Source organism: Amycolatopsis sp. NPDC051106 (assembly GCF_040682775.1).
Taxonomy (GTDB): domain Bacteria; phylum Actinomycetota; class Actinomycetes; order Mycobacteriales; family Pseudonocardiaceae; genus Amycolatopsis.
The window spans coordinates 269,542-293,677 of sequence record NZ_JBFBBQ010000002.1 but is presented as its reverse complement, the minus strand read 5'-3'; the positions used below and the strand labels follow the sequence as shown (position 1 = coordinate 293,677).

Genomic DNA, 24,136 nt, shown 5'->3' with positions numbered 1-24,136 from the left:
CTTACTGGAGGATCCCCATGAGACTGCGACGCACCCTGCCCGTCGTCGCCGGGCTGGCCCTGCTGGCCGGCTGCGCGCCCACCCAGTCCGCGCCCGCGGGCAACGGCGGGGACGAGAAGACCGGCACCGTCCGCGTCTGGCTGTTCGACGAGGCCAACCGCGCGCCGAAGGAGGCGGCGGTCAAGGAGGCCATCACCGAGTTCAAGGCCGCGCACCAAGGTGTCGAGGTCGACGTCCAGTGGGTGCCGGTGGAAGGCCGCGCCGACAAGTTCTCCGGCGCCTTCAACGACCCGGCCAACGCGCCGGACGTCGCCGAATTCGGCAACACCGACGTCTCCAACTACGCCGCCACCGGCGCGCTCGCCGACCTGACCGGCGACCTCGCGTCGTGGAGCGAGGGCAAGGACCTCATCCCGACCGTGCTGGACACCGCCAAGTCGGGCGGCAAGACCTACGGCCTGCCCTGGTACACCGGCATCCGCGCGCTGTACTACCGCACCGACGTCTTCACCGAGCTCGGCCTCAAGCCGCCCACGACGCTCTCGGAACTCACCGAGGAGGCCCGGAAGATCCGCGCCGCCAAGCCGGACCTCTACGGCATCTCCGTCGGCGGCAAGTACACCTACGCGATGCTGCCCTTCCTCTGGGCCAACGGCGGCGAGCTGGCGCAGGAAGAGGGCGGCAAGTGGAAGTCGACGGTCACGGGTGAGCAGGCCAAGGCCGGCGTGACGCAGTACGCGAACCTCCTGAAGGACGACATCTGCCCGCCCGCGCAGTGCGCGAACCTGACTGGCACGCAGAGCGTCACGGCGTTCGCCGGCGGCAAGGCCGGGATGACCATCGGCGGCGACTTCAACCGCAAGGCCGTCGAGCAGGGCGCGGTGAAGGGCAAGTACGCCGTCGTCCCGATCCCGGGCACGGCCGCGGGCAGCGTCGCCCCCGCGTTCGCCGGCGGCAACCTCCTCGGCGTCTTCAACGCCAGCAAGCGGCGGGGCCTGGCGCTGGAGTTCGTCGAGCTGCTCGGCGGCGCGAAGTACCAGGAGAAGATGTACACGGCGATGGGGAACCTGCCGACGTTGAGCAGCGTGCAGCAGAAGCTCGCCGCGAACGACCCGTTCCTCAAGCCGTTCGTCGACACGCTCAAGGCGGGCACGAAGTTCGTCCCGGCGACGCCGGCGTGGTCGAAGATCGACAGCCAGAACGTGCTGCCGACGGCCGTCCAGCAGATCGCGACCGGGGGCAAGGACCCGGCCGCCGCGCTCACCGACGCGGCCGCGGCGATGGACAAGGCCTTCGGGTAGTGGTGACCGTCCAGGAAGCCCCTTCCGTCACGGCTCCCGCACGGAGGCCGAGACGGAAGGGGGACGGCCGGGCCGCCGCGCTCTACCTCGCCCCGGCGGGCATCCTGCTCGCGGCGATGCTGGCCTACCCGATCTACCAGCTGGTCCTCATTTCGTTCTACGACTACGGCCAGCCGCAGGCCGCGGGCAACGCGCCACTGGTGTTCCTCGGCTTCGCCAACTACGCCGATCTGCTGTCGCAGACGCAGTTCTGGACCGTGCTCGGCAAGACGGTCGGGTTCGCCGCGGCCTGCGTCCTCGGTTCGCTCATCGTCGGCACCGGGCTCGCCGTGCTGGCTTCGCGGGTGCGCTCGCTCCCCCGGACGCTCCTGTTCCTGGCCGCGCTGGGTGCGTGGTCGACGCCGGCGATCGCGGGCTCCTACGTCTGGCTGTTCCTCTTCGACACCGACTTCGGCCTGGTCAACGAGGTGCTCTCGGGGATCGGGCTGCCGTTCGAGCACCACTCGTGGACCTTCGGCACGCTCGGCGCGTTCGGGCTGGTCGCCGCCGAGGTGATCTGGTGCTCGTTCCCGTTCGTGCTGGTCACGATGTACGCGGGGATCAAGGGCGTGCCCGACGAGGTGCTCGAAGCCGCGTCGCTCGACGGCGCGTCGGTGTGGCGCACGACCTATTCGATCGTGCTGCCGACCGTGCGGCCGCTGCTGATGATCGCGACCGTCCAGTCGATCATCTGGGACTTCAAGGTGTTCACCCAGATCTACGTGATGACCAACGGCGGCGGTGTCGCCGGCCGCAACCTGGTCCTCAACGTCTACGCCTACCAACAGGCCTTCGCCGGGCAGGAGTACGGCCTCGGCTCGGCGATCGGAGTCGTCATGACGCTGTTGCTGCTGTCGATCACCGGGCTCTACGTCCGGTCGCAGCGCCGGAGCGCGGCATGGCTGTAACCGTTCGTCGCCCCGGACGGCTGATCGCGGAGATCATCACGGTCGTGATCGCCGGCATCGTCGCGTTCCCGCTGTACTGGATGCTGCTCTCGGCGTTCAAGCCGCCGGGCGAGATCCAGTCGGCGAACCCGAAGCCGTGGACGTTCGACCCGTCGTTCGACAGCTTCTCGCGCGTCCTCACGGTGTCCGGCTTCGGGCGGTTCTTCGTGAACAGCCTGGTGGTCGCGCTGGTTGTAGTGGTGCTGTCACTGCTGCTGTCGTTCCTCTCGGCGGTGGCCCTGACGCGGTTCTCGTTCAAGGGCCGGACTGTGCTGCTGGTGATGACCCTGGTCGCGCAGATGGTTCCGGTGGAGGCGCTGACAATCCCGTTGTTCTTCCTGATGCGTCAGATCGGCGGCGTCGCGCCGGCTTTCGGCCTCAACGAGCTGGGCTCGCTGGTGCTGGTGCACTTGGCGTTCAGCCTGCCGTTCGCGATCTGGATGCTGCGCGGGTTCGTCGCCGCGGTGCCGGTGGAACTCGAAGAAGCGGCGAAGCTCGACGGCGCGTCACGGATGCGGTTCACGTGGCAGATCCTGTTCCCGCTGGTGGCGCCGGGTCTGGTCGCGGTGAGCGTGCTCGCGTTCATCCACGCCTGGAACGACTTCCTGTTCGCCAAGACGTTCATCATCTCCAAGACCGAGAACCAGACGCTGCCGCAGGCGATCCTGGTGTTCTTCAAGCCGGAGGACACCGACTGGGGTGCGGTGATGGCGTCCTCGACGCTGATGACGATCCCGGTCCTGGTGTTCTTCGTCCTCGTGCAACGACGGCTGGTGTCCGGGATGGCCGGCGCCGTGAAGGGCTGACATGGCTTTCGACACCCTGCTCCCCCGCCCGGTCTCGGTGACGCCTTCAGCGGGTTCCTGCCCGTGGCCGTCCACTGTGGACGTCCGGTCCGCTTCGCTGCCGGCGGAGGGGTACCGGTTGGAGATCACTCCTTCGGGCGTGGTTTTGTCGTGTGGAGACGCGGCCGGCGAGTTCTACGGACGGCAGACGCTGCGTCAGCTCGCGGGTCCTCCGGCGTTTCGCGCAGCTTCTTTCGGTGGCGCGTTGTCCGTGCCGTGCGGCGTGGTCGAGGACCACCCGCGGTTCGGCTGGCGCGGGTGCCTGCTCGACGTCGCCCGGCACTTCCGGACCAAGGCGGAGGTGCTGCGGTTCGTCGACCTGCTCGCCGCGCACAAGCTGAACGTGCTCAACCTGCACCTGACCGACGACCAGGGCTGGCGTTTCGAGGTCCCCGAGTTTCCCCGGTTGACGTCGGTGGGTGGCTGGCGGCCGTCGTCGATGGCGGGGAGCGGGGGCGAGCAGGACGGTCGTCCGCACGGCGGGTTCTACACGGGCGACGACCTGCGGGAGATCGTGGCTTACGCTGCTTCCCGGGCCATCACGGTGGTGCCGGAGATCGACATCCCCGGGCACGCCCGAGCCGCCTTGGCCGCCTACCCTTCCCTGGGGACTTCGTCGTCGTACGAGATCTGGACTTCGTGGGGTATCAGCACTTCGCTGCTGTCGCCCACCGAGTCCACTCTGGACTTCTTCCGCCGCGTGTTCGACCACCTGCTGGAGATCTTCCCGTCCCCGGTGATCGCCTTGGGCGGCGACGAGACGCCGGGCGCGACCGACGAGCACCGCGCGTTCGTCCGGCGGCTGGCCGAGCACTTGGTGGCGCGCGGCCGGACGCCGATGGGCTGGGACGAGGTCCTCGACATCCCCGGCCTGCCCCCGATGGTGATCGGCTCGTGGCAGAACGAGGCGGCGGGCGTTCGGGCCGCTTCGGAAGGGCACGACGTCGTGATGTGCCCGGAACAGCACGTGTACCTGGACCACCGCCAGTCGTCGCACCCGGACGAGCCGATCCCGGTGGGGATGGTCCACACGCTGGAAGACGTCTACGCGTACGAGCCGGCGCTGACCGGGCCGCGGCTGCGCGGGGTGCAGGCCCAGGTGTGGAGCGAGCACCTGGACAGCGTGCGGCGGGTGGACTACATGGCCTTCCCGCGGTTGTCGGCGTTCGCGGAGGTGGCGTGGAGCAGCGGGGACCGGGACTACGCCGAGTTCCTGCCGCGGTTGCGGGACCACCACCTGCCGCGGCTGGACGCGCTCGGGGTCGAGTACCGGCCGCTGGACGGGCCGCACCCGTGGCAGACCCGGCCGGGCGTACCCGGCCGGCCGCGCTGATCACGGCCTCGCCGGTTGCTCGACGGCTCAAAGCCGGAATTCCGGCAGCACCCAGTTCGAGAGCAGATCGGCTACGTCGGCCACCCTGTCCTCGTCGTCTTCGCGGCCCTCGGCGCGCAAGAACATCATCGTGTCGAGCAGCTCCTGATACAGGTCTTCGCGTTTCACCCCGCGCTCGAGCTGCTCGACGAGCAGCGGCCTGATCTCGATGACGCTCCGCCCGGCTTCCACCGAAGCCAGCAACCGGGCACGGAAGCCACCGTCGTCCATCACTCGGCCCGGCCTCCTTCTACGGCAACAACGTCACCGTAACCGACCGGGTCGGGCCCACGTTGCCGGCCGCGTCGATCGAGCGGTACTCGATGCGGTGGCGGCCGTAGCCGGGCGTCCGGTCTGCGAACGGGGATACCGTCAGGCCGCCCGAACCGAGGTTGCCGTACGCCAGGCCGTCGATCTCCGTGCCGCGCGGGGTGAACACGTACGGTGCGTTCGGGTCAGTCGGCCAGCCGTAGTACTTGTGCCAGCCGTCGCCGTCCACGCGGAACTCCGGCATTCCGTCGGACGCCGTCAGCCGCATCGTGAACGAACCGTGGAACACCTGGTCCTTCGACGGCGGCAGCGAGACCGTCGTCGTCGGGCCGTCCGCGTCCACCCTCCAGGTCAACGTGGCGCCGCCGGTCGTCGCCGTGAGCGTGTGCCGGCCGCGTGACTCCTCGAGAGCGAAGTCGGGGCCGCTTCCGACCGGCCTGCCGTCGAGCGCCCAGCGGATCTGCGGGATCGAACCCGTCGGCTCCCCCGTCTCGACGTACACGACGTCGTGACCGCCAAGCGGGGCATTGGCCGGAGTCGACGCGACGACCGCCGGGCCGCCGGCGGGCGGGGTCGTCACCGCGGTGTCGACGATCCACGTGCGGGTCGCCGTCGGCCGCACGGCCGGGTCGCGGACGAACGGCGTCGGGTCGGTCACCTTCGCGACGAGCGTGTGCGTCCCCGGCTTCACGTGGGCCTGGCGCAGGTCGAGCGCGTCGGAACCGCGCAGGGGAACGCCGTCGAGGGTCCAGGTGACGTCGAGGCGGTGGCTCACCGGGTGCATCGGGCGGACCCACACGACGCGGTCGGCGCCGATCGTGCCGGCCGGGGTGCCGCCGCTGATGAGCGGCACCTTCGCGGAGATGCGCTGGGTCATCCGTTCGCGGCCGACCTGGTCGAACGCGTAGCCGAGCGTCTTCATCATCGAGTGGGCGCTGGGCCGCCAGACGCCGGTCTGCGTGTAGAGCCCGCCTTCGAAACGGCCGATCCGGCCGCCGGAGTCGCTGGGCTCGCCGAGCCAGCGGTACCACTTCGCGTGCTGGTCGCGCAGCTGCCGCTCGGTCAGCACGGTGTGGTGGATCGAGTCCGGCTCGCCGCCTTCGTAGGCGCCACCCGGGACGTTGCGGGCGTAGTAGTCGTACTCGTCGTCGAGGCCGCCGAGCGAATGCCCCAGCTCGTGCGGGGAGATCAGCGCGGACAGCGCGTTCCCGCCGGACGCCGTCGCGTACGTGCCTCCCGCGCCGCCGTAGGTGCCGCTGTTCGCGAGGGCGAGGATCTGCCGGTTGGCCCGGGTCGTGCCGGGCACGAGGTCGGCGTACCGCTGCGCCGCGTCGTCGTCGACGGTCAGCAGCCGCTGGACGCTCTGCGCGTTGCAGCCGCCCCAGAAACCCATGTTCAACGGGGTGTCCCGGCGAGGCGCGTCGAGCGAGGGGTCACAGTCCACACCGGACTCGGGCGAGGCGATCGACACGGCGTAGACGTTGAAGTAGCTGCGGTACGACTTGAACGGCTCGAGCGACCACAGGGTGCTCACGTGCCGCTGGACGTCGGCGAAGAACTTCGGTTGTTCGGCCGCCGTGTAGCCGTCTCCGAGGACGACGAGGCTGAACCGCTGCGCGGCCGGCCCGGTCACCTGGACGTCGGTGACGGAGGCGGCCGGTTCGGCGGCTTGTGCGGGCGTGGCGACTCCGATGGCGATCAGCAGCGCTGCGACGAACCCGGCCCACTTCGACATGGTCCCGGTCTACCGCACCGGAAAAGCCGCCGTAACCGCCGGAAGTCGGGCTATTCTGCCGCGATGGGGAATCGAGGGGGAATCGTGGCGACGGCGGCCGCGCTGGCGTTGCCGACCGCGTGCTCGACTCCGGCGCCCGCGCCGGTCGCGCAGACCACCACTTCGGCGGCGCCGTCGACGACGAAGCCGGCCCCGGCGTCCGACGCGCCCGCGCTGGGCCCCGGGCCGGGCTCGCAGCGACCGACGACACCGCAGCCACCACCGCCGAACTCGCCGGCCAAAGTGACGTCGGCCTGCCCGTTCCTCGGCGTGACCGAGTCGAGCGCCACGATGGGCGTCGTCCTGGACGCTTACGCGGTCGAGGAGGCGACGACCACCCAGCAGGACGCCACGACCTACCACTGCGACTACGCCAGCCGGACCGGCGGGCGGCAGCTGCTCGACCTGTACGTCACCGTCGTCCCGGGCACGCGGCAGGTCGCGTCCCTGGTCACCGAGTGGACCAAGGACTGCAAGGGCCCGGCGAAGCCGATCGGCGGAGTGGCCGGCACCACCCGCACCTGCTCGCTGGACGGCACCAACTCCGGCGACGTCATGGTGCTGGTCGCGAAGAAGTCGCACGGCCAGACCCGCCTGGCCGAGCTCTACCTCCGCCCCTTCACCGAAGAGGTCTACACCAAGCTGGCGCAGCTCCTGACCGACCGGATGTAAGGCGTTATACGCGAGTCAGCTGCAATGAAACACTTCTCCCGCTGTCACCGACTGATGCCATCATGGAGCAGCTCAGTTCCGGTGTGATCGGGCTTGTCGTGGGTGCTGTGCTCGGCTTGGCGCTCTCGGTGTTCTTCGAAGACGCGTTGAAACGCAAAATCGCCAAGTCTGTCAAGGCCGTTCGCCGCGCGCTGGCTGACCCAGTCGCATCCCAATTGCGGACCGAATTCAGGCTCGGACCGCTGCAGAGCACTGTCATGATCGTCGAAGGCGACGGAAGCCAGGTGATCGGCGAACAGGCAGTGGACGTGGTAGTTGATCCGGATCCGGTTGTGCTGCCGGACGAGGTGAACCAGCTTCGGCTCGAAGTCGCCGCCCGTCAGGCTGCATTGACGGAGACTGGTCTGCATGCCCAGTGGAACGGACCGACCTATGCCGTCTCCGGCTTGTCAATCCGTCGACTCGGAGTGGACGAGTCCCCAGGTGTCCGCCTTCGACTGAAGAGCAGCGACTATTTCACGTTCCTCGCAACACAGCAACTCGATCGAGAATTGCCGGACGGGACGACGCTTCGCGGCAAGTACGTGGACCCATTCGCTCCGGCGGAAGTACCGGAGTTCATGCGAGCTAGCTTCGGCACGTACACGGTCGTCGTCACCGCTGACGATCTGACCGTGTTCGCCAAGCGCAGTCAGGCCGTCGGCGCGTTCCCTGGTTGTTGGGACGTCTCGGCCAACGAGGCGCTATCCCGGTCGCTGGATTCACATGGGCGTACCCCGCCGAGCCTTTACGACGTGGCCAGGAGAGGACTCAGGGAAGAACTCGGCTTAGACCGAACCGACTACCGCATCGAGTTACTGGCCTTCGACGTCGATCGTCGGACGAACCAATGGGGGTGTATCTTCGTTGCTTTCCTGCACGAAATCTCGGGAACCCAGCTCGCGGAACACCGTACCCGTGGTGTCGCGGATAAGTGGGAGCACGACGAAACGGAGTTTGTTCGATTTTCGGTCTCGGACGTCGTGGGCCACTTGTTGCGAATGGATCGACGCGACAACTGGACGCCCGTGGCGCCCGCGGCGTTCTATCTCGCTCTAATCAGGCGGTTCGGGCGCACGCACGTCGAGCGGCGGTCAGTGCAGCTAATCCGCAAGCTGACCGACCGGATGTAAGGCGTTATACGCGAGTCAGCCGGTACCAGACTTCGGGCCGTCCGACCTGGCCGTAGTGCGGCTCCCGGTGGGCCATTCCGTTGTCCGCCAAGTACTCGAGGTACCGCCGGGCCGTCACGCGCGACGCACCGATCGCCGAAGCCGCCGCGCCCGCGGAAAGCCCTTCCGCGGCGCCCGACAGCGCGTCCGTGATCGCCTCCAGGGTCTGGACGCTCATCCCCTTCGGCAGCGGGGGCTGTTCCGTCGTGCGCAGCGCACCCAGCGCGCGGTCGATTTCGGCCTGACCGGTCACCTCGCCCGACGCGTCGCGGAACTCCCGGTAGCGCTCGAGCTTTTCGCGCAGGGTGGCGAACGTGAACGGCTTCAGCAGGTACTGCACCACTCCGACCGAGACCGCGGCCTTCACCAGGCCGAGGTCGCGCGCCGACGTCACCGCGATGACGTCGATCGGGAGCCCGGCCGCCCGCAGGGAGCGGCACACCGCCAGCCCGTGCGTGTCGGGGAGGTAGAAGTCCAGCAGCACCAGGTCGACCGGCTCGCGTTCGCAGAACCGCAACGCGTCACCGCCGGAATGGACGACGCCCGCCACCGAAAAGCCCGGCAGCCGTTCGACGTAGACGCGATGCGCCTCGGCGGCCACCGGCTCGTCCTCCACCACCAGCACCCGGATCACCGGTCCGCCTCCTGCCGCGGCAGCCGCACGGTGAACACCGCGCCGCCGTCGTGCCCGACCTCGACCGTGCCGCCGTAGCGGCGCACCGCCTGGCCGACCAGCGCCAGGCCGAGCCCGTGGCCGTCGCCGGCCTTCGTCGACCAGCCGCGGCGGAAGACGTCGGCGTCCTCGGGGACGCCCGGCCCGGTGTCGGCGACGCGCAGCAGCAGCCCGTCGTCGTCCGTGCGAGCTGTGACGACGACCTGGGGATGCCCGCTGCCGCGCACGGCCGCGTCGATGCCGTTGTCGATCAGGTTGCCGAGGATGGTGACCAGGTCGCGGGCCGCGACGCCGAGCGAGACGTCGTCGATCACCGTGTCCGGCGTGATCGTCAGCTCGACCCCGCGCTCGCTCGCTTCGGCGGCCTTGCCCAGCAGCAGCGCGGCGAGCACCGGCTCGGCGACGGCGCCGACGACCCGGTCGGTCAGTTCCTGGGCGAGCGCGAGCTCGGCCGTCGCGAACTCGACGGCCTGCTCCGGCCGGCCGATCTCCACCAGGGAAACGACGGTGTGCAGCCGGTTCGCGGCCTCGTGCGCCTGCGACCGCAACGCCTCCGCGAGGCCGCGGGCGGTGGTCAGCTCGCCGGTCAGCGCCTGCAGTTCCGTGTGGTCGCGCAGGACGACGACGGTGCCCTGCGAGCGGCCGCCCGAGCGGACAGCCGTCGTGCTCACCAGGAGCACGCGCGAGTCCGTCAGGTGCAGTTGCTCGGCCCGGTTCTCCGCCGACGTGAACGCCTCCGCCAGTTCGTCCGGCAGCCCCAGTGCCGCCAGCTCGCGCCCGACGGGGTCGGCCTCGAGGCCGAGGAGGGTGCGCGCGCCGTCGTTGCAGAGTCCGACCCGGCCGTCGCGGCCCACGAGCAGGACCCCTTCGCGGACCGAGTGCAGCACGGCTTCGTGGTACTCGAACAGGTTGCTCAGCTCGTCCGGCGCGACGCCGCGCGTCTGGCGCCGCAGCCGGGCGCTGATCAGCCAGCCCCCGAGCGCGCCGACCAGCAGCACCGCGCCGGCGACGCCGAACAGCGGCCACAGGCGTTCCCGCAGCTCGGCCGAGATCGCCACGACGGTGATCCCGACGGCCACCAGCGCGACCACGCGGCCGCCCGCGTCGAACACCGGCACGACCGTGCGCACCGACGGCCCCAGCGAACCCGTGTAGGTCTCGGTGAGCTCCCGGCCCCGCTGCGCCTGGTCGATGGTCCCGATGTAGTGCCGGCCGATCAGCGCCGGAGTCGGGTGCGTGTAGCGGATCCCGGCCGGGCTCATGATCGTGATGAAGTCGACGTGGGTGTGGGCCTGCACGCGCAACGCGAACGGCTGCAGCGTCGCGCTCGGGTCCGGCGTCGTCACCGCGGCGGCGACGGTCGGCGCGTCGGCGACGGTCCAGGCGACCGTGTGGACCTGGTCGCGCGCGTTCTCGTCCACCGCCCGCGACGCGTCGAGGTAGGCGAAGGTGATCCCGGCGCCGGCGAGCACGCAGAGCACCACCAGCTGCAGCACGAGCAGCTGGCGCGCGAGGCTCCAGCGGGACCGCATCGTCGGGGGCACCTCCTCATACCAGCACACGGGCTCACCGGGTGTCCGAACGGGACGGTGGCGATCATCGCGAACTCAATGAACACAAGTGAGCCGGGTCACCCGGATGGGCCTACAGTGTGCCGCAACCTGGAACACCCCTGAGCTGGAGGCAACGGTGCCGACCCCACCGACGACCGAGGAGACCCCGCGCAAGCGGGACAAGACCCACTACCTGTACCTGGCCGTGATCGTCGCGGTCGCGCTCGGGATCCTGGTGGGCTTCCTCTTCCCGGGCTTCGCCAAGGGCCTCAAGCCCCTCGGCGACGGCTTCGTCAACCTGATCAAGATGATGATCACGCCGATCATCTTCTGCACCATCGTCATCGGCGTCGGCTCGGTCGCGAAGGCGGCCAAGGTCGGCAAGGTCGGTCTGATGGCGTTGTTCTACTTCATCATCATGTCGACCTTCGCCCTGGCGATCGGCCTGGTCGTCGGCAACATCCTGCACCCGGGCACCGGCCTGCACCTCAACCCGGCCGACGTGAAGAGCGTCCAGAAGTCCGCCGGTGGCGCCGAAGGCCCGGTCGACTTCCTGCTCGGCATCATCCCGAAGACACTCGTATCCGCCTTCACCGAAGGCGAGGTCCTGCAGACCCTGCTGGTCGCGCTGCTCGTCGGGTTCGCGCTGCAGAAGCTGGGCCCGAAGGGCGCACCGATCCTGCGGGGCATCGAGCACATCCAGCGCCTGGTGTTCCGCATCCTCGCCATGATCATGTGGGCCGCCCCGATCGGCGCGTTCGGCGCCATCGCGGCCGTGGTCGGCGCGACCGGCTGGGCGGCGTTGAAGAGCCTCGCGGTGATCATGATCGGGTTCTACGCGACCTGCCTGGTGTTCGTGTTCGTGGTCCTCGGGATCGTGCTGTGGCTCGGCGCCCGCGTGTTCATCTGGAACCTGCTGCGCTACCTCGGCCGCGAGTTCCTGCTGATCCTGTCGACGTCGTCGTCGGAGTCGGCGCTGCCGCGGCTGATCGCGAAGATGGAGCACGTCGGTGTCAGCAAGTCGGTCGTCGGCATCACGGTGCCGACCGGCTACTCGTTCAACCTGGACGGCACCGCGATCTACCTGACCATGGCGACGTTGTTCATCGCCGCGGCCCAGGACGAACCGCTGTCGATCGGTTCGCAGATCGGCCTGCTGGCCTTCATGATCATCGCGTCCAAGGGCGCGGCGGGCGTCAGCGGCTCGGGCATCGCGACCCTGGCGAGCGGCCTGCAGTCGCACCGGCCGGAACTGGTCAACGGCGTCGGTTTCATCCTCGGCATCGACCGGTTCATGTCGGAAGCCCGTGCGCTGACGAACTTCGCGGGCAACGCCGTCGCGACCGTCCTCATCGGAAACTGGACGAAGGAGTTCGACCGCGAGAAGGCGCACCGCGTCTTCTCCGGCCAGGAACCCTTCGACGAGGCCACGATGCTCGACGAGCACAGCCACGCCGCCGGCACCGACGACCTGGACGACGTCAAGGAACCCGCCAGGTAACACCGAAAACGTTCGTGCTCACGCTCCCGCTGAGCACGAACCACGACGGGCCGCTGTGCGAGTTCCCCGACTTCGCGCAGCGGCCCGTTTCCACGTCCGCTTCAGCAGGCGGCGTGCCCGTCGTAGACGACGCGCGCGGCGGCGATGTCTTCGCGGTGCCGCTCCGCCCAGCCGAGCAGGCCGCTCAGCGACTGGTACAGCTCCTTCGCCATCGGCGTGGCTTCGTACTCCACACGCGGCGGGACCGTCGGGTAGATCGTGCGCTCCAGCAAGCCGTCGCGCTCGAGGTTGCGCAGCGTCAGGGTCAGCATCCGGCGGCTGATCCCGTTGACCGCGCGTTCCAGCTCGGTGAAGCGCACCGGGCCGCGGATGGCCTCCAGGAGGATGCCGATCGCCCACTTGCCACTGATCCGGTTGATGACCTCCAGCACCGTGCAGACGTCGAGTTTCTCCGGGTCGATCTCGGTGACCTGGACAGGTACACCGATGTTCCCCTGGGACATGGAAGTGCCTCCTTCCGGGCGCACCCATGGTCACACATGATGGGCACTGTTACAAGAAGTGCCCTGGCGACGACCAGGGGGAACGCTCGACTGGAAGGTCTGACATGGCCGAGAACCATCCCATCCGCTCCCGCGGCCTCGCGCTGGCGGTGCTGTGCGCCGCGTCGCTGATGGTCGTGCTCGACAGCAGCATCGTCGCGGTGGCGCTGCCCGCGATCCAGGCCGACCTCGGCTTCACGCCCGCCGGCCTCGCCTGGGTCGTCACGGCGTACCTGGTCGCCTTCGGCGGCCTGCTCCTGATCTCCGGCCGGCTCGGCGACCTGCTCGGGCGCCGCCGCGTCTTCCTCGGCGGCCTCAGCCTGTTCACCTTCGCTTCCCTGGTCGCGGGCCTGGCTTCGGACGCGGGTGTCCTCGTCGTCTCGCGGTTCGCGCAGGGCGTCGGCGGCGCGCTCGCGTCGGCCGTCGTGCTCGGCATGATCGTCACGATGTACCCCGAGCCGCGGGCCCGGGCTCGCGCGATCGGCGTCTACAGCTTCACGCAGGCCGCGGGCGCGTCGATCGGGCTCATCGCGGGTGGTGCGCTGACGCAGGCGCTCAGCTGGCACTGGACGTTCTACGTCAACCTGCCCATCGGGCTCGTCGCGCTGGTGCTGGCGGTGCGCGTGGTCGAGGCCGACCGCGGCCCGGGCCTGCGCGCCGGCCTGGACGTCCTCGGCGCGGTGCTGGTCACCGCCGCGGTGATGCTCGGCGTGTACGGCATCTCGTCCCACGCCTGGGGTGCGCTGGCCGCGGCCGCCGCGCTGCTGGCCGCGTTCGTGGTGCGGCAGGCGAAGGCGCGCACGCCGCTGCTGCCGCTGCGGCTGTTCCGGATCCGCGCGGTCACCGGCGCGAACGTGGTGATGGTGCTGATGGTCGCCGGGATGCTGGGCTTCCAGTTCGTCACGGCGTTGTACCTGCAGCAGGTGCTGGGCCTCGACGCGCTGCGGACCGGCGTCGCGTTCCTGCCGGTGCCGGTGGTGATCGCGGTGGCGTCGCTGGGCTTCGCGGACAAGCTGGCGGCGCGGTTCGGGCCGCGGGCGGTGCTGCTGGCCGGCCTCGGCCTGGTGATCGTGGGCTTGCTGCTGCTGACGCAGGTGTCCGGCGGCTACTTCGCCGGCGTCCTGCCGCCGCTGCTGCTGATGGGCCTCGGCGCGGGAGCGGCGATCCCCGCGCTGATGGGGCTGGCGATGTCCGGCGTCGCCCCGGCGGACGCCGGCGTGGCGTCCGGTCTGATCAACACGACCCAGCAGGTCGGTGCGGCGATCGGCACGGCGGTGCTGGCGACGGTGGCGGCGTCCCGGACGGCGAGCCTTCAAGCGGTGGATCACCGCGAGGCACTGGCGTCGGGCTTCCGGCTGGCGTACGGGGTCAGCGCGGGCTTCCTGATCGCGGCGGTCGCCCTGGGCGGCCTGGTCCTGACCCGCCGGGCCGCTTCCCCGGCCCCGGAACCCGAGGTCTGCGTCGCCGGGTAGGCCAAGAGCGCCCCAATGTGGCCTTGGTTGCGTTCAACGCACCCAAGGGGCCCTTCGGTGCGTTGAACGCACCGAAGGCCACATTGGGGCGCTCGGGCCGGGGTTACGTGAGGTAGGAGCGGAGGCCGCGGTGGCCCCGCCGCATCATCAGCGCGTGGTTCGCGCGGAAGAGCGGCCGGGCCACCGCGTCGAGCCGCCGCAGCAGCTCCTTGCGAGCCTGGACGTCCTGGGTGATCCGCAGGAGCGTGTCCGCGCCCGCCGCGTGGACCGCTCCGGCCAGCACCCCGTCCAGGTCGCCGCTCAACCGGACCCGCATCAGGCCCGCTCGCTCGTCCTGGTGCTCCCGGTGCATCCGGACGACCAGGCGGAACGGGAGCCGGGACCGGCAGACCAGCTCGGCGGTGTCGTCGTCCACCCGGCGCACCGTGCGGACGTCCGACCACCACCGCGGGTAGCCGGCGAGGTCGGTGACCGCGCCGAACACCCGCTCGGGCGCGGTACCGGGCAGCAGCCACGTGCTGCTGAACCGGTAGCGCGCGCCCTTCACGGCCTCACACCTGGGCCGAGACCAGCTTCCGGCCGTCCATCGTGACGATGTCGACCGACTTCACGTCGTCGGGCGCGACCAGCGCGGACCCGTCGAGCGAGAAGCCCTGGCTCTCCCACTTCTCCGACACCTGCCAGCTGCCGGCGGTCACCGACTGACCGCCCTTGGTCGTGATCTGCAGCAGGCACTTCTCCCCCGCGTGCACGCCCTTCACCGCGACGTTCACCCGGACCCAGCCCTGGAAGGGGCTCACCGACGCGGCCAGCTGCACGCCGGTCGTCGGATCCCGCCCTTCGACACTCTTCGTGCCGGGCACCTCGGTGGGCTGTGCGGGAATCGCGATGGGCGCGCTGTCCGAACCGGTCTGCCGGCCCACGAGGATCCCGCCGCCGAGCGCGGCCACCACCAGCACCGCCGCCGCGACCAGGGCCAGGCCCCGGCGTGACGACCCGCCCGAACGGACCGGTGCCGCTTCTTCTTCGTCGCGCACCCGCCGCAGGGTCTTCTGCAGCAGCAGGTCCCCGCCTTCGGGCGGCCCGTCGAGGAACGCCTCGGACGGTACCTCGTCGAGCGACTCGCGCAACGCCACGAGCTCGTTCAGGTCGAACCGGCACTGCGCGCAGGTCTGCAGGTGCCGCCGCTCGAAGTCGGCCGCCTCCCCGGGATCGAGCGCGCCGAGGGCGTACGCGCCGAGCTGCGTGTGACTCTCGTCGACCGAGTTCATCGCGCCACCTCCGTTCCGCTCGAAATCATCGCTGCTCTCAGTGCTCTCAGTGCGTAGTAAGACCTTGATTTCACGGTACCTGGTGCGACGCCCAGTGTTCTCGCCGCTTCGGCCACCGTCCGTCCCCGGTAGTAGATCTCCACCAGGACCTCTCGGTGTTCGTTCGACAGGCCGTCCATCGCGCCGAGCACCGTCATCGAGTCGACCACGCCCTGGGCGTGATCGCGCTCGACGGCCGGGGTCGGCGCGCCGTCGGCCGGTTCGGCCACCTCCTGTGGCCGGGCCGCCCGGGCACGTGCCCGGTCGGTGACCAGGTTGCGCGCGACGGTCAGCAACCAGCCGCGCACCGAGCCCTTCCCGTCGTTCTGCAGGTCGTCGGCGTGTTTCCACGCTCGGACCAGCGTCTCCTGGACCACGTCCTCGGCTGCCGCCCGATCACCGGTCAGCCTCGTCGCGTAAGCCAGCAGGCTCCGGCCGTGTTCGGCGTACAGCTGCCGAATCAGGTCCTCGCCCTTGGCCTTCTTAGGCCGCCTGCCTCCTATGGCCACCCTCGTCCTCCCGACGGTGTTCTGAGTCGTCGAGGACAGTAGTGCAACCCTCAGCTCCACCGGCGGTGCGTGCGTCGAGCGCAGCGCGACCATGGTGTTCATCGGCTGCCATCCTTCCTCGTTCTGCCCGGAAACCGTCGGTGTTCAGTAGCCGGAGCCACCGGCCGCGGGCTGCCCTTGGCCGCCCGCGGTGATCTTGCTGCCGTCCGGCGCGACGGCGAACCAGGTGCCGTTGGCGCCCTGGCCGTTCAGCTGCCCGGGGGCCTTGTCGCCCGAAAACTCGTACAGCGCCCAGCCGTTGAGCGTGAGCTGCTTGCTGCCGTCCGGCCGCGCCAGCGTGCCGACCTGGCTGTCCTGGATGCCCTCGAGCATCGGCGAGCCTTCTCCGGCCAGCGCGGGCGGCCACGTCGTGGCGCACTCGGCCTCGCAGTGGGACATCGGCGGCGTCGCCATGTCCTTGTCGAACCGGTAGAGCGTCTTGCCGGCGGCGTCGGTGACGACCGTGCCGACCCCGGCGACCTGCGTGGCGGCGAGCATCACGTGCCCGGGCCGGCCGTGGTCCGGGTTCCCGGCCCCCGCGGACGCCATGTCGCCGCAGGCCGACAAGGGGGCGACGACGGCGATCGCGGCGGCGCACAAACTGGCCGTCCGGATACGGTTCATGGCGTTTCTCTCCTCGGTGAGGGCGGCACCGCCGTCCGGCGGACCTCGACACCTGAGACACGGACGGTCGCGGGAAACGGTTCAGCGGGGTTTCGCGCGATTCGGTGCCGATCCGGGGCCGGATTGGTGCGTTCCGGTGATCGGCACGACCTTGTCGCCGTGCGGGCGGGTTCCTAAGCTGATCACGTTCGCCGCCGCCCCCGCTTCACCCGGGAGCCGCCGTGTCCGTGAAACCCCTCTTCCTCGTCGTGCTACTGGCCGCGGGCTGTTCGGCCGCCGCGCCGGCACCGTCGTTCACCGCGACGCTCACCACGCCCACCGACGTGGTGCTGAGCTGGCCGGACGACGCCGACGGCCACCGCGTCGAGTACGCCCACGATCCCGCCGGGCCGTGGACGACCCTGCGGTTCCTGCCGCCGCACACGACGAGCTACCACCACCCGGACCTGATCCCGGAGACGCCGTTCTACTACCGGGAACAACCGTTCACCGGTCCGGTCTCGACCGAGCTGCACCAGGTGACGTCGGGCGGCACGGTGACCTTCACGTGGGCCGATCGCACGAGCGACGAAGCCGGCTTCCTGCTGGAGATCCGGCGGCCGGGCGCGCCGGGCTTCGACCCGGTCGAGGTGACCGGCCCGGACGCGACGACGTGCGTGTTGTCGCTGCTGCCCGGAGAGGAGGACTCCGCCTACCGGCTCCGGACGCTGCACTACGGGCCGCTCTCCCCGGTGGTCCACCAGACCACCGGGAAGGAGCGGCAGTAGGCCTTACTCGGGCGTGAGGACGTGGCGCAGGAACTCGCCCGTGTAGCTCTCCTCGACGGCCGCGACGTGCTCCGGCGTGCCCTCGGCGACGATCGTGCCGCCACCGTTGCCACCCTCCGGGCCCATGTCGATGATCCAGTCGGACGTCTTGATCACGTCGAGGTTGTGCTCGATCACGATCACCGAGTTGCCCTTGTCGACCAGCCCGTTGATCACGCCGATCAGCTTGTTGATGTCCTCGAAGTGCAGACCGGTCGTCGGCTCGTCGAGGATGTAGACCGTCTTGCCGGTGGAGCGCTTCTGCAGCTCGCTGGCCAGCTTGACGCGCTGCGCCTCACCGCCGGAGAGCGTCGGCGCGGGCTGGCCGAGCCGGACGTAGCCGAGGCCGACGTCCACCAGCGTCTGCAGGTGGCGGTGGATGGCCTTGATCGGCTCGAAGAACTCCGCGGCCTCCTCGATGGGCATGTCGAGCACGTCCGAGACGGTCTTGCCCTTGTAGTGCACCTCGAGGGTTTCCCGGTTGTACCGCGCGCCCTTGCAGACCTCGCACGGGACGTAGACGTCCGGCAGGAAGTTCATCTCGATCTTGATCGTGCCGTCGCCGGCGCACGCCTCGCAGCGGCCGCCCTTGACGTTGAACGAGAACCGGCCCTGCTGGTAGCCGCGGACCTTCGCCTCGGTCGTCGCCGCGAACAGCTTGCGCACGTGGTCCCAGACGCCCGTGTAGGTGGCCGGGTTGGACCGCGGGGTCCGCCCGATCGGCGACTGGTCGACGCGCACCAGCTTGTCGACGTGGCCCAGGCCGTTCACACGGGTGTGGCGGCCCGGCACCTGGCGGGCACCGTTGAGCTTGTTCGCCAGCACCGTCGCGAGGATGTCGTTCACCAGCGTGGACTTGCCCGAGCCCGAGACACCGGTGACCGAGACCAGGCAGCCGAGCGGGAACGAGACGTCCAGGCCGCGCAGGTTGTGCTCGCGCGCGCCCACGACGGTCAGCTGCCGCTTCTTGTCGATCGGGCGCCGGATCGCCGGCACCTCGATCTTCCGCCGCCCGGACAGGTACTGGCCGGTCAGGGAGTCCTTGCTCTTCAGCAGCTTCTTGTACGGTCCACTGTGGACGATGTGGCCGCCGTGCTCGCCCGCGCCCGGGCCGATGTCGACCACCCAGTCGCTCGAGCGGATCGTGTCTTCGTCGTGCTCGACGACGATCAGCGTGTTGCCCAGGTTCCGCAGCCGCGTCAGCGTCTCGATCAGGCGGTGGTTGTCGCGCTGGTGCAGGCCGATCGACGGCTCGTCGAGCACGTACAGCACGCCGACCAGGCCGGAGCCGATCTGCGTGGCGAGCCGGATCCGCTGGGCCTCGCCGCCCGACAGCGTCGCCGACGCGCGGTCGAGCGAGAGGTAGGTCAGGCCGACGTCGAGCAGGAAGCGCAGCCGCGCCTGGATCTCCTTGAGCACCGCGCCGGCGATCATCGACTCGCGCTGCCCGAGCTCCAGCTCGTCGAGGAACTGCGACGCCTCCGCGATGGAGAGCGCGCAGACCTCGGCGATCGACATGTCGCCGCGGGACTTGTGCGCCAGCGTGACGGCGAGGATCTCCGGCTTGAGCCGGGTGCCCTGGCAGGCCGGGCACGGCACCTCGCGCATGTAGCCCTCGTACCGCTCCCGCATGTACTCGGACTCGGTCTGCTCCTGGCGCCGCTCGAGGAACGGGATGACGCCCTCGAACGCCGCGTAGTACGACCGCTGACGGCCGTAGCGGTTCTTGTAGCGGACGTGCACCTGCTCGTCGACGCCGTGCAGCACGGCCTTCTGGGCCCGCGCGGGCAGGCGGCGCCACGGCGTGTCCATCCGGAAGCCGATGGTCTCCGACAGCGACTCCAGCAGCCGGATGAAGTAGTCCGCGCTCTGCCCGCCCGACCACGGCGCGATCGCGCCCTCGGCCAGCGACAGCTCGTCGTCCGGGACCACCAGCTCCGGGTCGACCTCCTTGCGGATGCCGATGCCGGTGCACTCGGGGCAGGCGCCGTAGGGCGAGTTGAAGGAGAACGAGCGGGGCTCGAGGTCCTCGATGGCCAGCGGGTGGCCGTTCGGGCAGGCCAGGTTCTCGGAGAAGCCGCGGATCCGGTGCGGGTCGTTCTCCGGCAGGTCGACGAACTCGAGCTCGATCAGGCCGTCGGCCAGCCGCAGCGCCGTCTCGACCGAGTCGGTGAGCCGCTGGCGCGAGCTCGACTTCACGCTCAGCCGGTCGATGACCACGCCGATCTGGTGCTTTTCCTGCTTCTTCAGCTTCGGCGGGTCGGTGAGCGCGTGGACCGTGCCGTCGACGACCACGCGTGCGTAGCCCTGCTGCTGCAGGTTCTCGAACAGATCGACGTACTCGCCCTTGCGCCCGCGCACCACCGGCGCGAGCACCTGGAAGCGGACGCCTTCGTCCATCTCCAGCACCTGGTCGACGATCTGCTGCGGGGTCTGCTTGCTGATCGGCTCGCCGCACTTGGGGCAGTGCGCCTTGCCGGCTCGCGCGTAGAGCAGGCGCAGGTAGTCGTAGACCTCGGTGATCGTGCCCACGGTCGAGCGCGGGTTGCGCGAGGTGGACTTCTGGTCGATCGACACCGCGGGCGAGAGGCCCTCGATGAAGTCGACGTCCGGCTTGTCCATCTGCCCGAGGAACTGGCGGGCGTACGCCGAGAGCGACTCGACGTAGCGCCGCTGCCCTTCGGCGAAGATGGTGTCGAAGGCGAGGCTCGACTTCCCGGACCCGGACAGACCGGTGAACACGATCAGGCTGTCGCGGGGCAGGTCGAGATCCACGCCGCGGAGGTTGTGCTCGCGGGCGCCGCGAACAACGAGGCGATCAGCCACGCCAGGTCCCTTCAATGTCATTCTCAGCTGCGGTTGCCGGCCCGGAGAGGAGGCTGCACGGGCGGCGTCTCCATGCTACGAGCCACCACCGACAGAAACTGGTTCCGCGTCTCTGACCTGCGGTTCTTCCGGGTTTCGGCGGGCGGTGAGCCACCGGTGGACCGGCCGTTCGACCCCCGCGGTGACCGCCCAGCCGGCCAGCACGGCGGCGCCGACGACCACGGGGAGCCGCAGCCAGCCGGGCAGGCCGGCGTCGAGCAGAGCGCGGGCCAGGACGTAACCCAGTTCCTGGTGCACCAGATAAAGACCATACGAGATGCCCGCGAGCCAGGTGACGGCCGGGGCGATCCTCGCCAGTCCGGGGAACCGCCAGTCCGGGCCGCGGGCGGCGAGGCAGACCAGCAGCAGGAGCACGGCGAACCCGATCGTGGACGGCCAGCGCTCGGCGTCCTGCGGCAGCGCGACGTGGAACGGGAAGACCTGCAGGTCCTGCGCCGCGACCGCCGCGGCGGCGAACAGCGCGGCGTGCCACGTCCGGAGCCGGTGCCGAGACCAGAACCACAGCGCGACGCCGATGGCGAAGACGTGCAGCCGGTGCAGGCCCAGGCCGTAGAAGAAGGTCTCGGCGACCGGGCTCGCCGTCCCCGGCGGGAAGACGAGGAAGCGGAACGCGAGCGGGACGAGGATCAGGGCCCACAGCAGGGCGACGGTCAGCCGGTGGGTGCGCCACGACCGCGGCCACAGCAGGGCGGCGCCGGTGAAGGCCAGCAGCTGCACCGGCAGCGTCCAGTAGGAGCCGTCGAGGTAGTAGAACGTCTCCGAGCGCACGCCCCACTCCTGCACCATGCCGAGGTTGGCGACCAGGTCGAGCCCGGTCGGGATGTACCACGGCGACGGGTTCGACGGCGGCCCCGCCGGCACCCCGAAGAGGAAGCCGGTGACGCCGGGCGGGTAGGGCAGGCCGCTGAAGGAGATGGCGGCGTACCGCGTGACGACGTAGGTCACCAGGACCGCGACGAGGTAGGCGGGCACGAGGCGCGCGACGCGGTTCCACAGCCACCGGCGCGGATTGCCCTTGCGGAGGCTCGCGCAAACGAAGAAGGCGGAGATCACCAGCAGGATCGCGGCGCCGAACTGCGCTGTCACCCTGATGGGGTACCCCGTGAGTTCGGGGTGCAGGAGCGCCCCTTGGTGCGTGACGTGCCCGAGGATCACCGCGAGAACGGCGACTACGCGGAGGAGGTCCCAGCTGATCCGGCGCGGCGCCGTCGGGGTGGTGGGCACGGTCTTCCTGGGGTCGGCGGGCTGGGCTTCCCGAGCCTACGTGGCGGGGTGAGCGCGCGCTTGTGCGGGTGGAACCGGTTGGAGCGAAACGACTACCGTGTGCGGGGTGAACATCGTGGAGACCTACACCGGGCACGTCGACCCGGGCGGCGACGCCACCCGGCGGACCCTGGACGCGCTGACCATCACCAAGCTGTCCGTCGGCCCGATGGACAACAACGCGTACCTGCTCGTGTGCCGGGCATCGCAGGAGGCGCTCCTGATCGACGCGGCGAGCGACCCGGAGCGCATCTCGGACCTGATCGGCCACGGCCCGGACCGCCCGGCGCTGCGCACGGTGGTGACGACCCACCAGCACCAGGACCACTGGCAGGCCCTGGGAGCGGTGGCGGGAGCGAACGGCTCCAACACGGCGGCGCACCCGTTGGACGCTTCGCCGTTGCCGGTACCGCCGGACTTCCTCGTCGAGCACGGCGACACGCTGACCGTGGGGCAGGTCACGCTGTCGGTGATCCACCTGCGGGGGCACACGCCGGGATCGATCGCTCTCCTTTATCGCGACCCGGCCGGGGATCCGCATCTGTTCACGGGGGATTCACTGTTCCCTGGGGGTCCTGGGCGGACGACGAATCCCGAGGACTTCGGGAGCCTGATGGACGATTTGGAGTCGCGCGTCTTCGGCGAGCTGCCGGATGAGACGTGGTTCTACCCGGGTCACGGGGACGACTCGACGCTGGGAGCCGAGCGCCCGAAGCTGAAGGAGTGGCGCGAGCGCGGCTGGTGAGCTGAAGGCTTACGGAACGGGGCTGCCCGCTGCGCGGGCGGCCCCGTTCACGTTACGTGACGGGGCAAGGAGTTCGCACCGCGTAACAGGCACTCCGAGCGAAGCGACCGTGTCCGGGAACCGAAGCAGTGCCGAGTCGGCCCACTGCACCGGGATTCCCGCCGAACGGCCGACCGAGGAGTGACCCATGTCCGACTGCCGCAAGTGCCACCGGCCGCTGCACGACTGTTCCGCCTGCAACGGCGGACGGGCGCGCAGCCTGCTGGGCGACAAGCTGTCGTGCAAGAACTGCTCGTCCACGGGCCTGGTGTGCAACGAACACGGCGGCCACTGGAAGTAGGGCCCGCCCGCGCCGCGGCTGCTCCGGACGCCGAAAACACGTTCGGAGCAGCCGGGTAACGATCCGGAACCCGAGCGCAACTTCCCGGACGAACCGGACGTCCCCCGTAGACCCAGCGCTGGGACTTCCACCGGTTTCACCCAGGAGGCCCACCATGTCCAGACCCGTCAGACGCGCGCTCCTCGCCGTCGCCATCGTGCTCGCCGGGACGCTCGCCGCCGCTGCGCCCTCGGGTGCCGCCGTTCAAAGCGTTCCCACGCTGACCGCCATCCGGACCGGGAACAACCCCACGTTCGACCGGATCGTGCTCGACCTCGGGCCCGGGAGCGCGCCCACCCCCAGCTACCAGCTCGTCGACGAGCTCATCGCCGATCCGAGCACCGAAGTCGTGTGGCTCACCGGGGAGTACTTCATCAACGTCAGCGTGCCCTACGCCGCCGCGCACGATGACAACGGGAATCCCACCTACCCCGGGCCGCAGAAGTTCCGGACGCGGAACCTCTCCAACGTCATGGCCGTCGCCGTCATCGGGGACTGGGAGGCCCATCTGCTGGTCGGGCTCGGAGTGCGGTCGCGGACCACGGTGAACGTCTTCACGCTCACCGCGCCCAACCGCATCGTCATCGACGTGGCCCACTGATCGCGGGCGGGGGAGTCATCCGCGCTCGTACGGGATCTTCTCCCCCGCCTCGACCGCGAACGGCAGGTGGTTGCCCGCCGGCGGCAGCGGGCACGTCGCGAAGTCCGTGAACGCGCACGGCAGGTTCACCGCCCGGTTGAAGTCCAGCGTCACCGAACCATCCGGCGCGGGCGCGCCGACCGGCAGCGAGCGGTTCGCCGCGTACGTCGTGACGCCGCTCGTCTCGTCCGTGAACAGGATGCTGAAGCCGCCGTCCTTGCCGTTGAACGCAGTGAGCGTGTGCGACTTTCCCGCCCAGGAGAAGTGGACCACGCCCGGCGCCGTGTAGACGTGGCTCAAGCCCTCCACCACGGCACCGACCGTCGTGGGCCGCGGCGAGTCGAACGGCTCGAAGCGGCCCGAGACGACCCAGGACGGCGACGGCTCGTACGCCGGGATGCCGTGGAACTCGCGCAGCACCTCGGCCTTCGGGTCGTGGACGCGGATCAGGTACCCCGACCGGCGGGCGACCTCGATCTCGACGTCGCCGGCCAGCACGCGCGTGCCCGCGCCGCTGTTGACCAGCTCGAAGCGGCGGGTCTCGGTGATCGGGCAGCCCTCGTGCGTCAGCGTCGCGCCGGCGGGGTCGACGTACGCCGCTTCGGCGTCCTGCCACCAGCGGCCGGGGATGCCGGGGTACTCCCGCGGGGCGTCGGTCAGCCAGTCGAGCGACACCAGCGCCAGCCAGCCGTGGGGTGCCGCGAGGTCCTCCTCACGCTGCGTCTTCCAGTCCTGCCACTCGCTCGTGAACGTGCTCATCGCG

The 24,136-nt window shown here is 70.0% G+C and carries 24 protein-coding genes; 12 read left to right on the top strand and 12 right to left on the bottom strand.

The features are described 5' to 3' along the window. The first annotated feature begins 17 nt into the window (after nt 1-17). From AB0M83_RS03105 to AB0M83_RS03090, 4 genes are read left to right on the top strand one after another with little or no spacing between them, the layout of a single operon-like run. Nucleotides 18-1,301, top strand: coding sequence for an extracellular solute-binding protein (locus AB0M83_RS03105; RefSeq protein ID WP_364511611.1), 1,284 nt, complete (start codon nt 18-20; stop codon nt 1,299-1,301). Between the two features lie 2 nt (nt 1,302-1,303). Continuing rightward, complete coding sequence (locus AB0M83_RS03100) at nt 1,304-2,248, top strand: sugar ABC transporter permease (protein ID WP_364511609.1); 945 nt, start codon at nt 1,304-1,306, stop codon at nt 2,246-2,248. Further along, nucleotides 2,239-3,093, top strand: coding sequence for a carbohydrate ABC transporter permease (locus AB0M83_RS03095; RefSeq protein ID WP_364511606.1), 855 nt, complete (start codon nt 2,239-2,241; stop codon nt 3,091-3,093). The genes AB0M83_RS03100 and AB0M83_RS03095 overlap by 10 nt, the downstream gene beginning before the upstream one ends. 1 nt (nt 3,094) lies before the next feature. Beyond that, nucleotides 3,095-4,465 (top strand): beta-N-acetylhexosaminidase, encoded by a 1,371-nt coding sequence (locus tag AB0M83_RS03090; RefSeq protein WP_364511604.1) that lies wholly within the window; start codon nt 3,095-3,097, stop codon nt 4,463-4,465. 27 nt (nt 4,466-4,492) lie between these two features. Here AB0M83_RS03090 and AB0M83_RS03085 read toward each other — a convergent pair whose 3' ends face one another. Both AB0M83_RS03085 and AB0M83_RS03080 read right to left on the bottom strand, forming a co-directional pair. Then, nucleotides 4,493-4,735 (bottom strand): hypothetical protein, encoded by a 243-nt coding sequence (locus tag AB0M83_RS03085; RefSeq protein WP_364511726.1) that lies wholly within the window; start codon nt 4,733-4,735, stop codon nt 4,493-4,495. A 19-nt stretch (nt 4,736-4,754) separates the two neighbouring features. Beyond that, nucleotides 4,755-6,509: a M64 family metallopeptidase gene (locus tag AB0M83_RS03080; protein ID WP_364511601.1), complete on the bottom strand. Its 1,755-nt coding sequence runs from the start codon at nt 6,507-6,509 to the stop codon at nt 4,755-4,757. 63 nt (nt 6,510-6,572) lie between these two features. On the opposite strand from AB0M83_RS03080, the gene AB0M83_RS03075 reads away from it, so the two are divergent. Both AB0M83_RS03075 and AB0M83_RS03070 read left to right on the top strand, forming a co-directional pair. Then, nucleotides 6,573-7,220, top strand: a complete 648-nt coding sequence (locus AB0M83_RS03075) for a hypothetical protein (protein ID WP_364511598.1) — start codon at nt 6,573-6,575, stop codon at nt 7,218-7,220. A gap of 62 nt (nt 7,221-7,282) precedes the next feature. Further along, the gene (locus AB0M83_RS03070; RefSeq protein WP_364511595.1) at nt 7,283-8,392 is read left to right on the top strand and encodes a hypothetical protein; all 1,110 of its coding nucleotides are present in this window, start codon (nt 7,283-7,285) and stop codon (nt 8,390-8,392) included. A 4-nt stretch (nt 8,393-8,396) separates the two neighbouring features. Here AB0M83_RS03070 and AB0M83_RS03065 read toward each other — a convergent pair whose 3' ends face one another. After that, nucleotides 8,397-9,065, bottom strand: coding sequence for a response regulator (locus AB0M83_RS03065; RefSeq protein ID WP_364511593.1), 669 nt, complete (start codon nt 9,063-9,065; stop codon nt 8,397-8,399). Next, nucleotides 9,062-10,636, bottom strand: a complete 1,575-nt coding sequence (locus AB0M83_RS03060) for a sensor histidine kinase (protein WP_364511590.1) — start codon at nt 10,634-10,636, stop codon at nt 9,062-9,064. Before AB0M83_RS03060 ends, AB0M83_RS03065 begins: the two co-directional genes overlap by 4 nt. Nucleotides 10,637-10,793: 157 nt before the next feature. Here AB0M83_RS03060 and AB0M83_RS03055 point away from each other — a divergent pair, with 157 nt between their 5' ends. Then, entirely contained in the window at nt 10,794-12,158 is a 1,365-nt protein-coding gene (locus AB0M83_RS03055; RefSeq protein WP_364511587.1) for a cation:dicarboxylase symporter family transporter, read from the top strand. Nucleotides 12,159-12,259: 101 nt separating this feature from the next. Here the strand turns inward: AB0M83_RS03055 and AB0M83_RS03050 are convergent, their stop codons facing one another. After that, on the bottom strand, nt 12,260-12,661 hold the full coding sequence (locus AB0M83_RS03050) for a helix-turn-helix domain-containing protein (RefSeq protein WP_285479989.1): 402 nt from the start codon (nt 12,659-12,661) through the stop codon (nt 12,260-12,262). 104 nt (nt 12,662-12,765) lie between these two features. Between AB0M83_RS03050 and AB0M83_RS03045 the strand changes: the two genes are divergently transcribed. Further along, a complete protein-coding gene (locus tag AB0M83_RS03045) occupies nt 12,766-14,172 on the top strand; it encodes a DHA2 family efflux MFS transporter permease subunit (RefSeq protein ID WP_364511584.1) in 1,407 nt (468 codons plus the stop codon). Nucleotides 14,173-14,275: 103 nt separating this feature from the next. On the opposite strand, the gene AB0M83_RS03040 is transcribed toward AB0M83_RS03045, so the two are convergent. The 4 genes from AB0M83_RS03040 to AB0M83_RS03025 form a co-directional block, all read right to left on the bottom strand. Beyond that, entirely contained in the window at nt 14,276-14,719 is a 444-nt protein-coding gene (locus AB0M83_RS03040; RefSeq protein WP_364511581.1) for an SRPBCC family protein, read from the bottom strand. 4 nt (nt 14,720-14,723) lie between these two features. Continuing rightward, nucleotides 14,724-15,443: a zf-HC2 domain-containing protein gene (locus AB0M83_RS03035; RefSeq protein WP_364511579.1), complete on the bottom strand. Its 720-nt coding sequence runs from the start codon at nt 15,441-15,443 to the stop codon at nt 14,724-14,726. Then, nucleotides 15,440-15,991 carry a sigma-70 family RNA polymerase sigma factor gene (locus AB0M83_RS03030; RefSeq protein WP_329056855.1) on the bottom strand — a complete coding sequence of 184 codons (552 nt, stop codon included), beginning with the start codon at nt 15,989-15,991 and terminating at the stop codon, nt 15,440-15,442. The genes AB0M83_RS03035 and AB0M83_RS03030 overlap by 4 nt, the downstream gene beginning before the upstream one ends. Before the next feature lie 144 nt (nt 15,992-16,135). Then, nucleotides 16,136-16,654 carry a hypothetical protein gene (locus tag AB0M83_RS03025; RefSeq protein ID WP_364511577.1) on the bottom strand — a complete coding sequence of 173 codons (519 nt, stop codon included), beginning with the start codon at nt 16,652-16,654 and terminating at the stop codon, nt 16,136-16,138. A gap of 221 nt (nt 16,655-16,875) precedes the next feature. On the opposite strand from AB0M83_RS03025, the gene AB0M83_RS03020 reads away from it, so the two are divergent. Continuing rightward, a complete protein-coding gene (locus AB0M83_RS03020; RefSeq protein ID WP_364511574.1) occupies nt 16,876-17,421 on the top strand; it encodes a fibronectin type III domain-containing protein in 546 nt (181 codons plus the stop codon). A gap of 3 nt (nt 17,422-17,424) precedes the next feature. Here AB0M83_RS03020 and uvrA read toward each other — a convergent pair whose 3' ends face one another. Both uvrA and AB0M83_RS03010 read right to left on the bottom strand, forming a co-directional pair. Further along, a complete protein-coding gene (gene uvrA, locus AB0M83_RS03015; RefSeq protein WP_364511571.1) occupies nt 17,425-20,286 on the bottom strand; it encodes an excinuclease ABC subunit UvrA in 2,862 nt (953 codons plus the stop codon). A gap of 75 nt (nt 20,287-20,361) precedes the next feature. Continuing rightward, on the bottom strand, nt 20,362-21,570 hold the full coding sequence (locus AB0M83_RS03010) for an acyltransferase (RefSeq protein WP_364511568.1): 1,209 nt from the start codon (nt 21,568-21,570) through the stop codon (nt 20,362-20,364). A 106-nt stretch (nt 21,571-21,676) separates the two neighbouring features. Between AB0M83_RS03010 and AB0M83_RS03005 the strand changes: the two genes are divergently transcribed. From AB0M83_RS03005 to AB0M83_RS02995, 3 genes are all read left to right on the top strand, one after another. Continuing rightward, nucleotides 21,677-22,354 carry an MBL fold metallo-hydrolase gene (locus AB0M83_RS03005; RefSeq protein WP_364511565.1) on the top strand — a complete coding sequence of 226 codons (678 nt, stop codon included), beginning with the start codon at nt 21,677-21,679 and terminating at the stop codon, nt 22,352-22,354. 187 nt (nt 22,355-22,541) lie between these two features. Next, nucleotides 22,542-22,694, top strand: coding sequence for a hypothetical protein (locus tag AB0M83_RS03000; protein ID WP_364511562.1), 153 nt, complete (start codon nt 22,542-22,544; stop codon nt 22,692-22,694). Nucleotides 22,695-22,848: 154 nt separating this feature from the next. Next, nucleotides 22,849-23,334, top strand: a complete 486-nt coding sequence (locus AB0M83_RS02995; protein WP_364511560.1) for a hypothetical protein — start codon at nt 22,849-22,851, stop codon at nt 23,332-23,334. 15 nt (nt 23,335-23,349) lie between these two features. On the opposite strand, the gene AB0M83_RS02990 is transcribed toward AB0M83_RS02995, so the two are convergent. Continuing rightward, a complete protein-coding gene (locus tag AB0M83_RS02990) occupies nt 23,350-24,132 on the bottom strand; it encodes a DUF1684 domain-containing protein (RefSeq protein WP_364511557.1) in 783 nt (260 codons plus the stop codon). Nucleotides 24,133-24,136: the final 4 nt, after the last annotated feature.

Excerpts from the sequence above, each read along its gene's own strand:
- AB0M83_RS03105 (WP_364511611.1), top strand. The coding sequence starts at position 18 with ATGAGACTGCGACGCACCCTGCCCGTCGTCGCCGGGCTGGCCCTGCTG.
- AB0M83_RS03095 (WP_364511606.1), top strand. The coding sequence starts at position 2,239 with ATGGCTGTAACCGTTCGTCGCCCCGGACGGCTGATCGCGGAGATCATC.
- AB0M83_RS03090 (WP_364511604.1), top strand. The coding sequence starts at position 3,095 with ATGGCTTTCGACACCCTGCTCCCCCGCCCGGTCTCGGTGACGCCTTCA.
- AB0M83_RS03085 (WP_364511726.1), bottom strand. The coding sequence starts at position 4,735 with ATGGACGACGGTGGCTTCCGTGCCCGGTTGCTGGCTTCGGTGGAAGCC.
- AB0M83_RS03080 (WP_364511601.1), bottom strand. The coding sequence starts at position 6,509 with ATGTCGAAGTGGGCCGGGTTCGTCGCAGCGCTGCTGATCGCCATCGGA.
- AB0M83_RS03075 (WP_364511598.1), top strand. The coding sequence starts at position 6,573 with ATGGGGAATCGAGGGGGAATCGTGGCGACGGCGGCCGCGCTGGCGTTG.
- AB0M83_RS03070 (WP_364511595.1), top strand. The coding sequence starts at position 7,283 with ATGGAGCAGCTCAGTTCCGGTGTGATCGGGCTTGTCGTGGGTGCTGTG.
- AB0M83_RS03060 (WP_364511590.1), bottom strand. The coding sequence starts at position 10,636 with ATGCGGTCCCGCTGGAGCCTCGCGCGCCAGCTGCTCGTGCTGCAGCTG.
- AB0M83_RS03050 (WP_285479989.1), bottom strand. The coding sequence starts at position 12,661 with ATGTCCCAGGGGAACATCGGTGTACCTGTCCAGGTCACCGAGATCGAC.
- AB0M83_RS03045 (WP_364511584.1), top strand. The coding sequence starts at position 12,766 with ATGGCCGAGAACCATCCCATCCGCTCCCGCGGCCTCGCGCTGGCGGTG.
- AB0M83_RS03035 (WP_364511579.1), bottom strand. The coding sequence starts at position 15,443 with ATGAACTCGGTCGACGAGAGTCACACGCAGCTCGGCGCGTACGCCCTC.
- AB0M83_RS03025 (WP_364511577.1), bottom strand. The coding sequence starts at position 16,654 with ATGAACCGTATCCGGACGGCCAGTTTGTGCGCCGCCGCGATCGCCGTC.
- AB0M83_RS03000 (WP_364511562.1), top strand. The coding sequence starts at position 22,542 with ATGTCCGACTGCCGCAAGTGCCACCGGCCGCTGCACGACTGTTCCGCC.
- AB0M83_RS02995 (WP_364511560.1), top strand. The coding sequence starts at position 22,849 with ATGTCCAGACCCGTCAGACGCGCGCTCCTCGCCGTCGCCATCGTGCTC.
- AB0M83_RS02990 (WP_364511557.1), bottom strand. The coding sequence starts at position 24,132 with ATGAGCACGTTCACGAGCGAGTGGCAGGACTGGAAGACGCAGCGTGAG.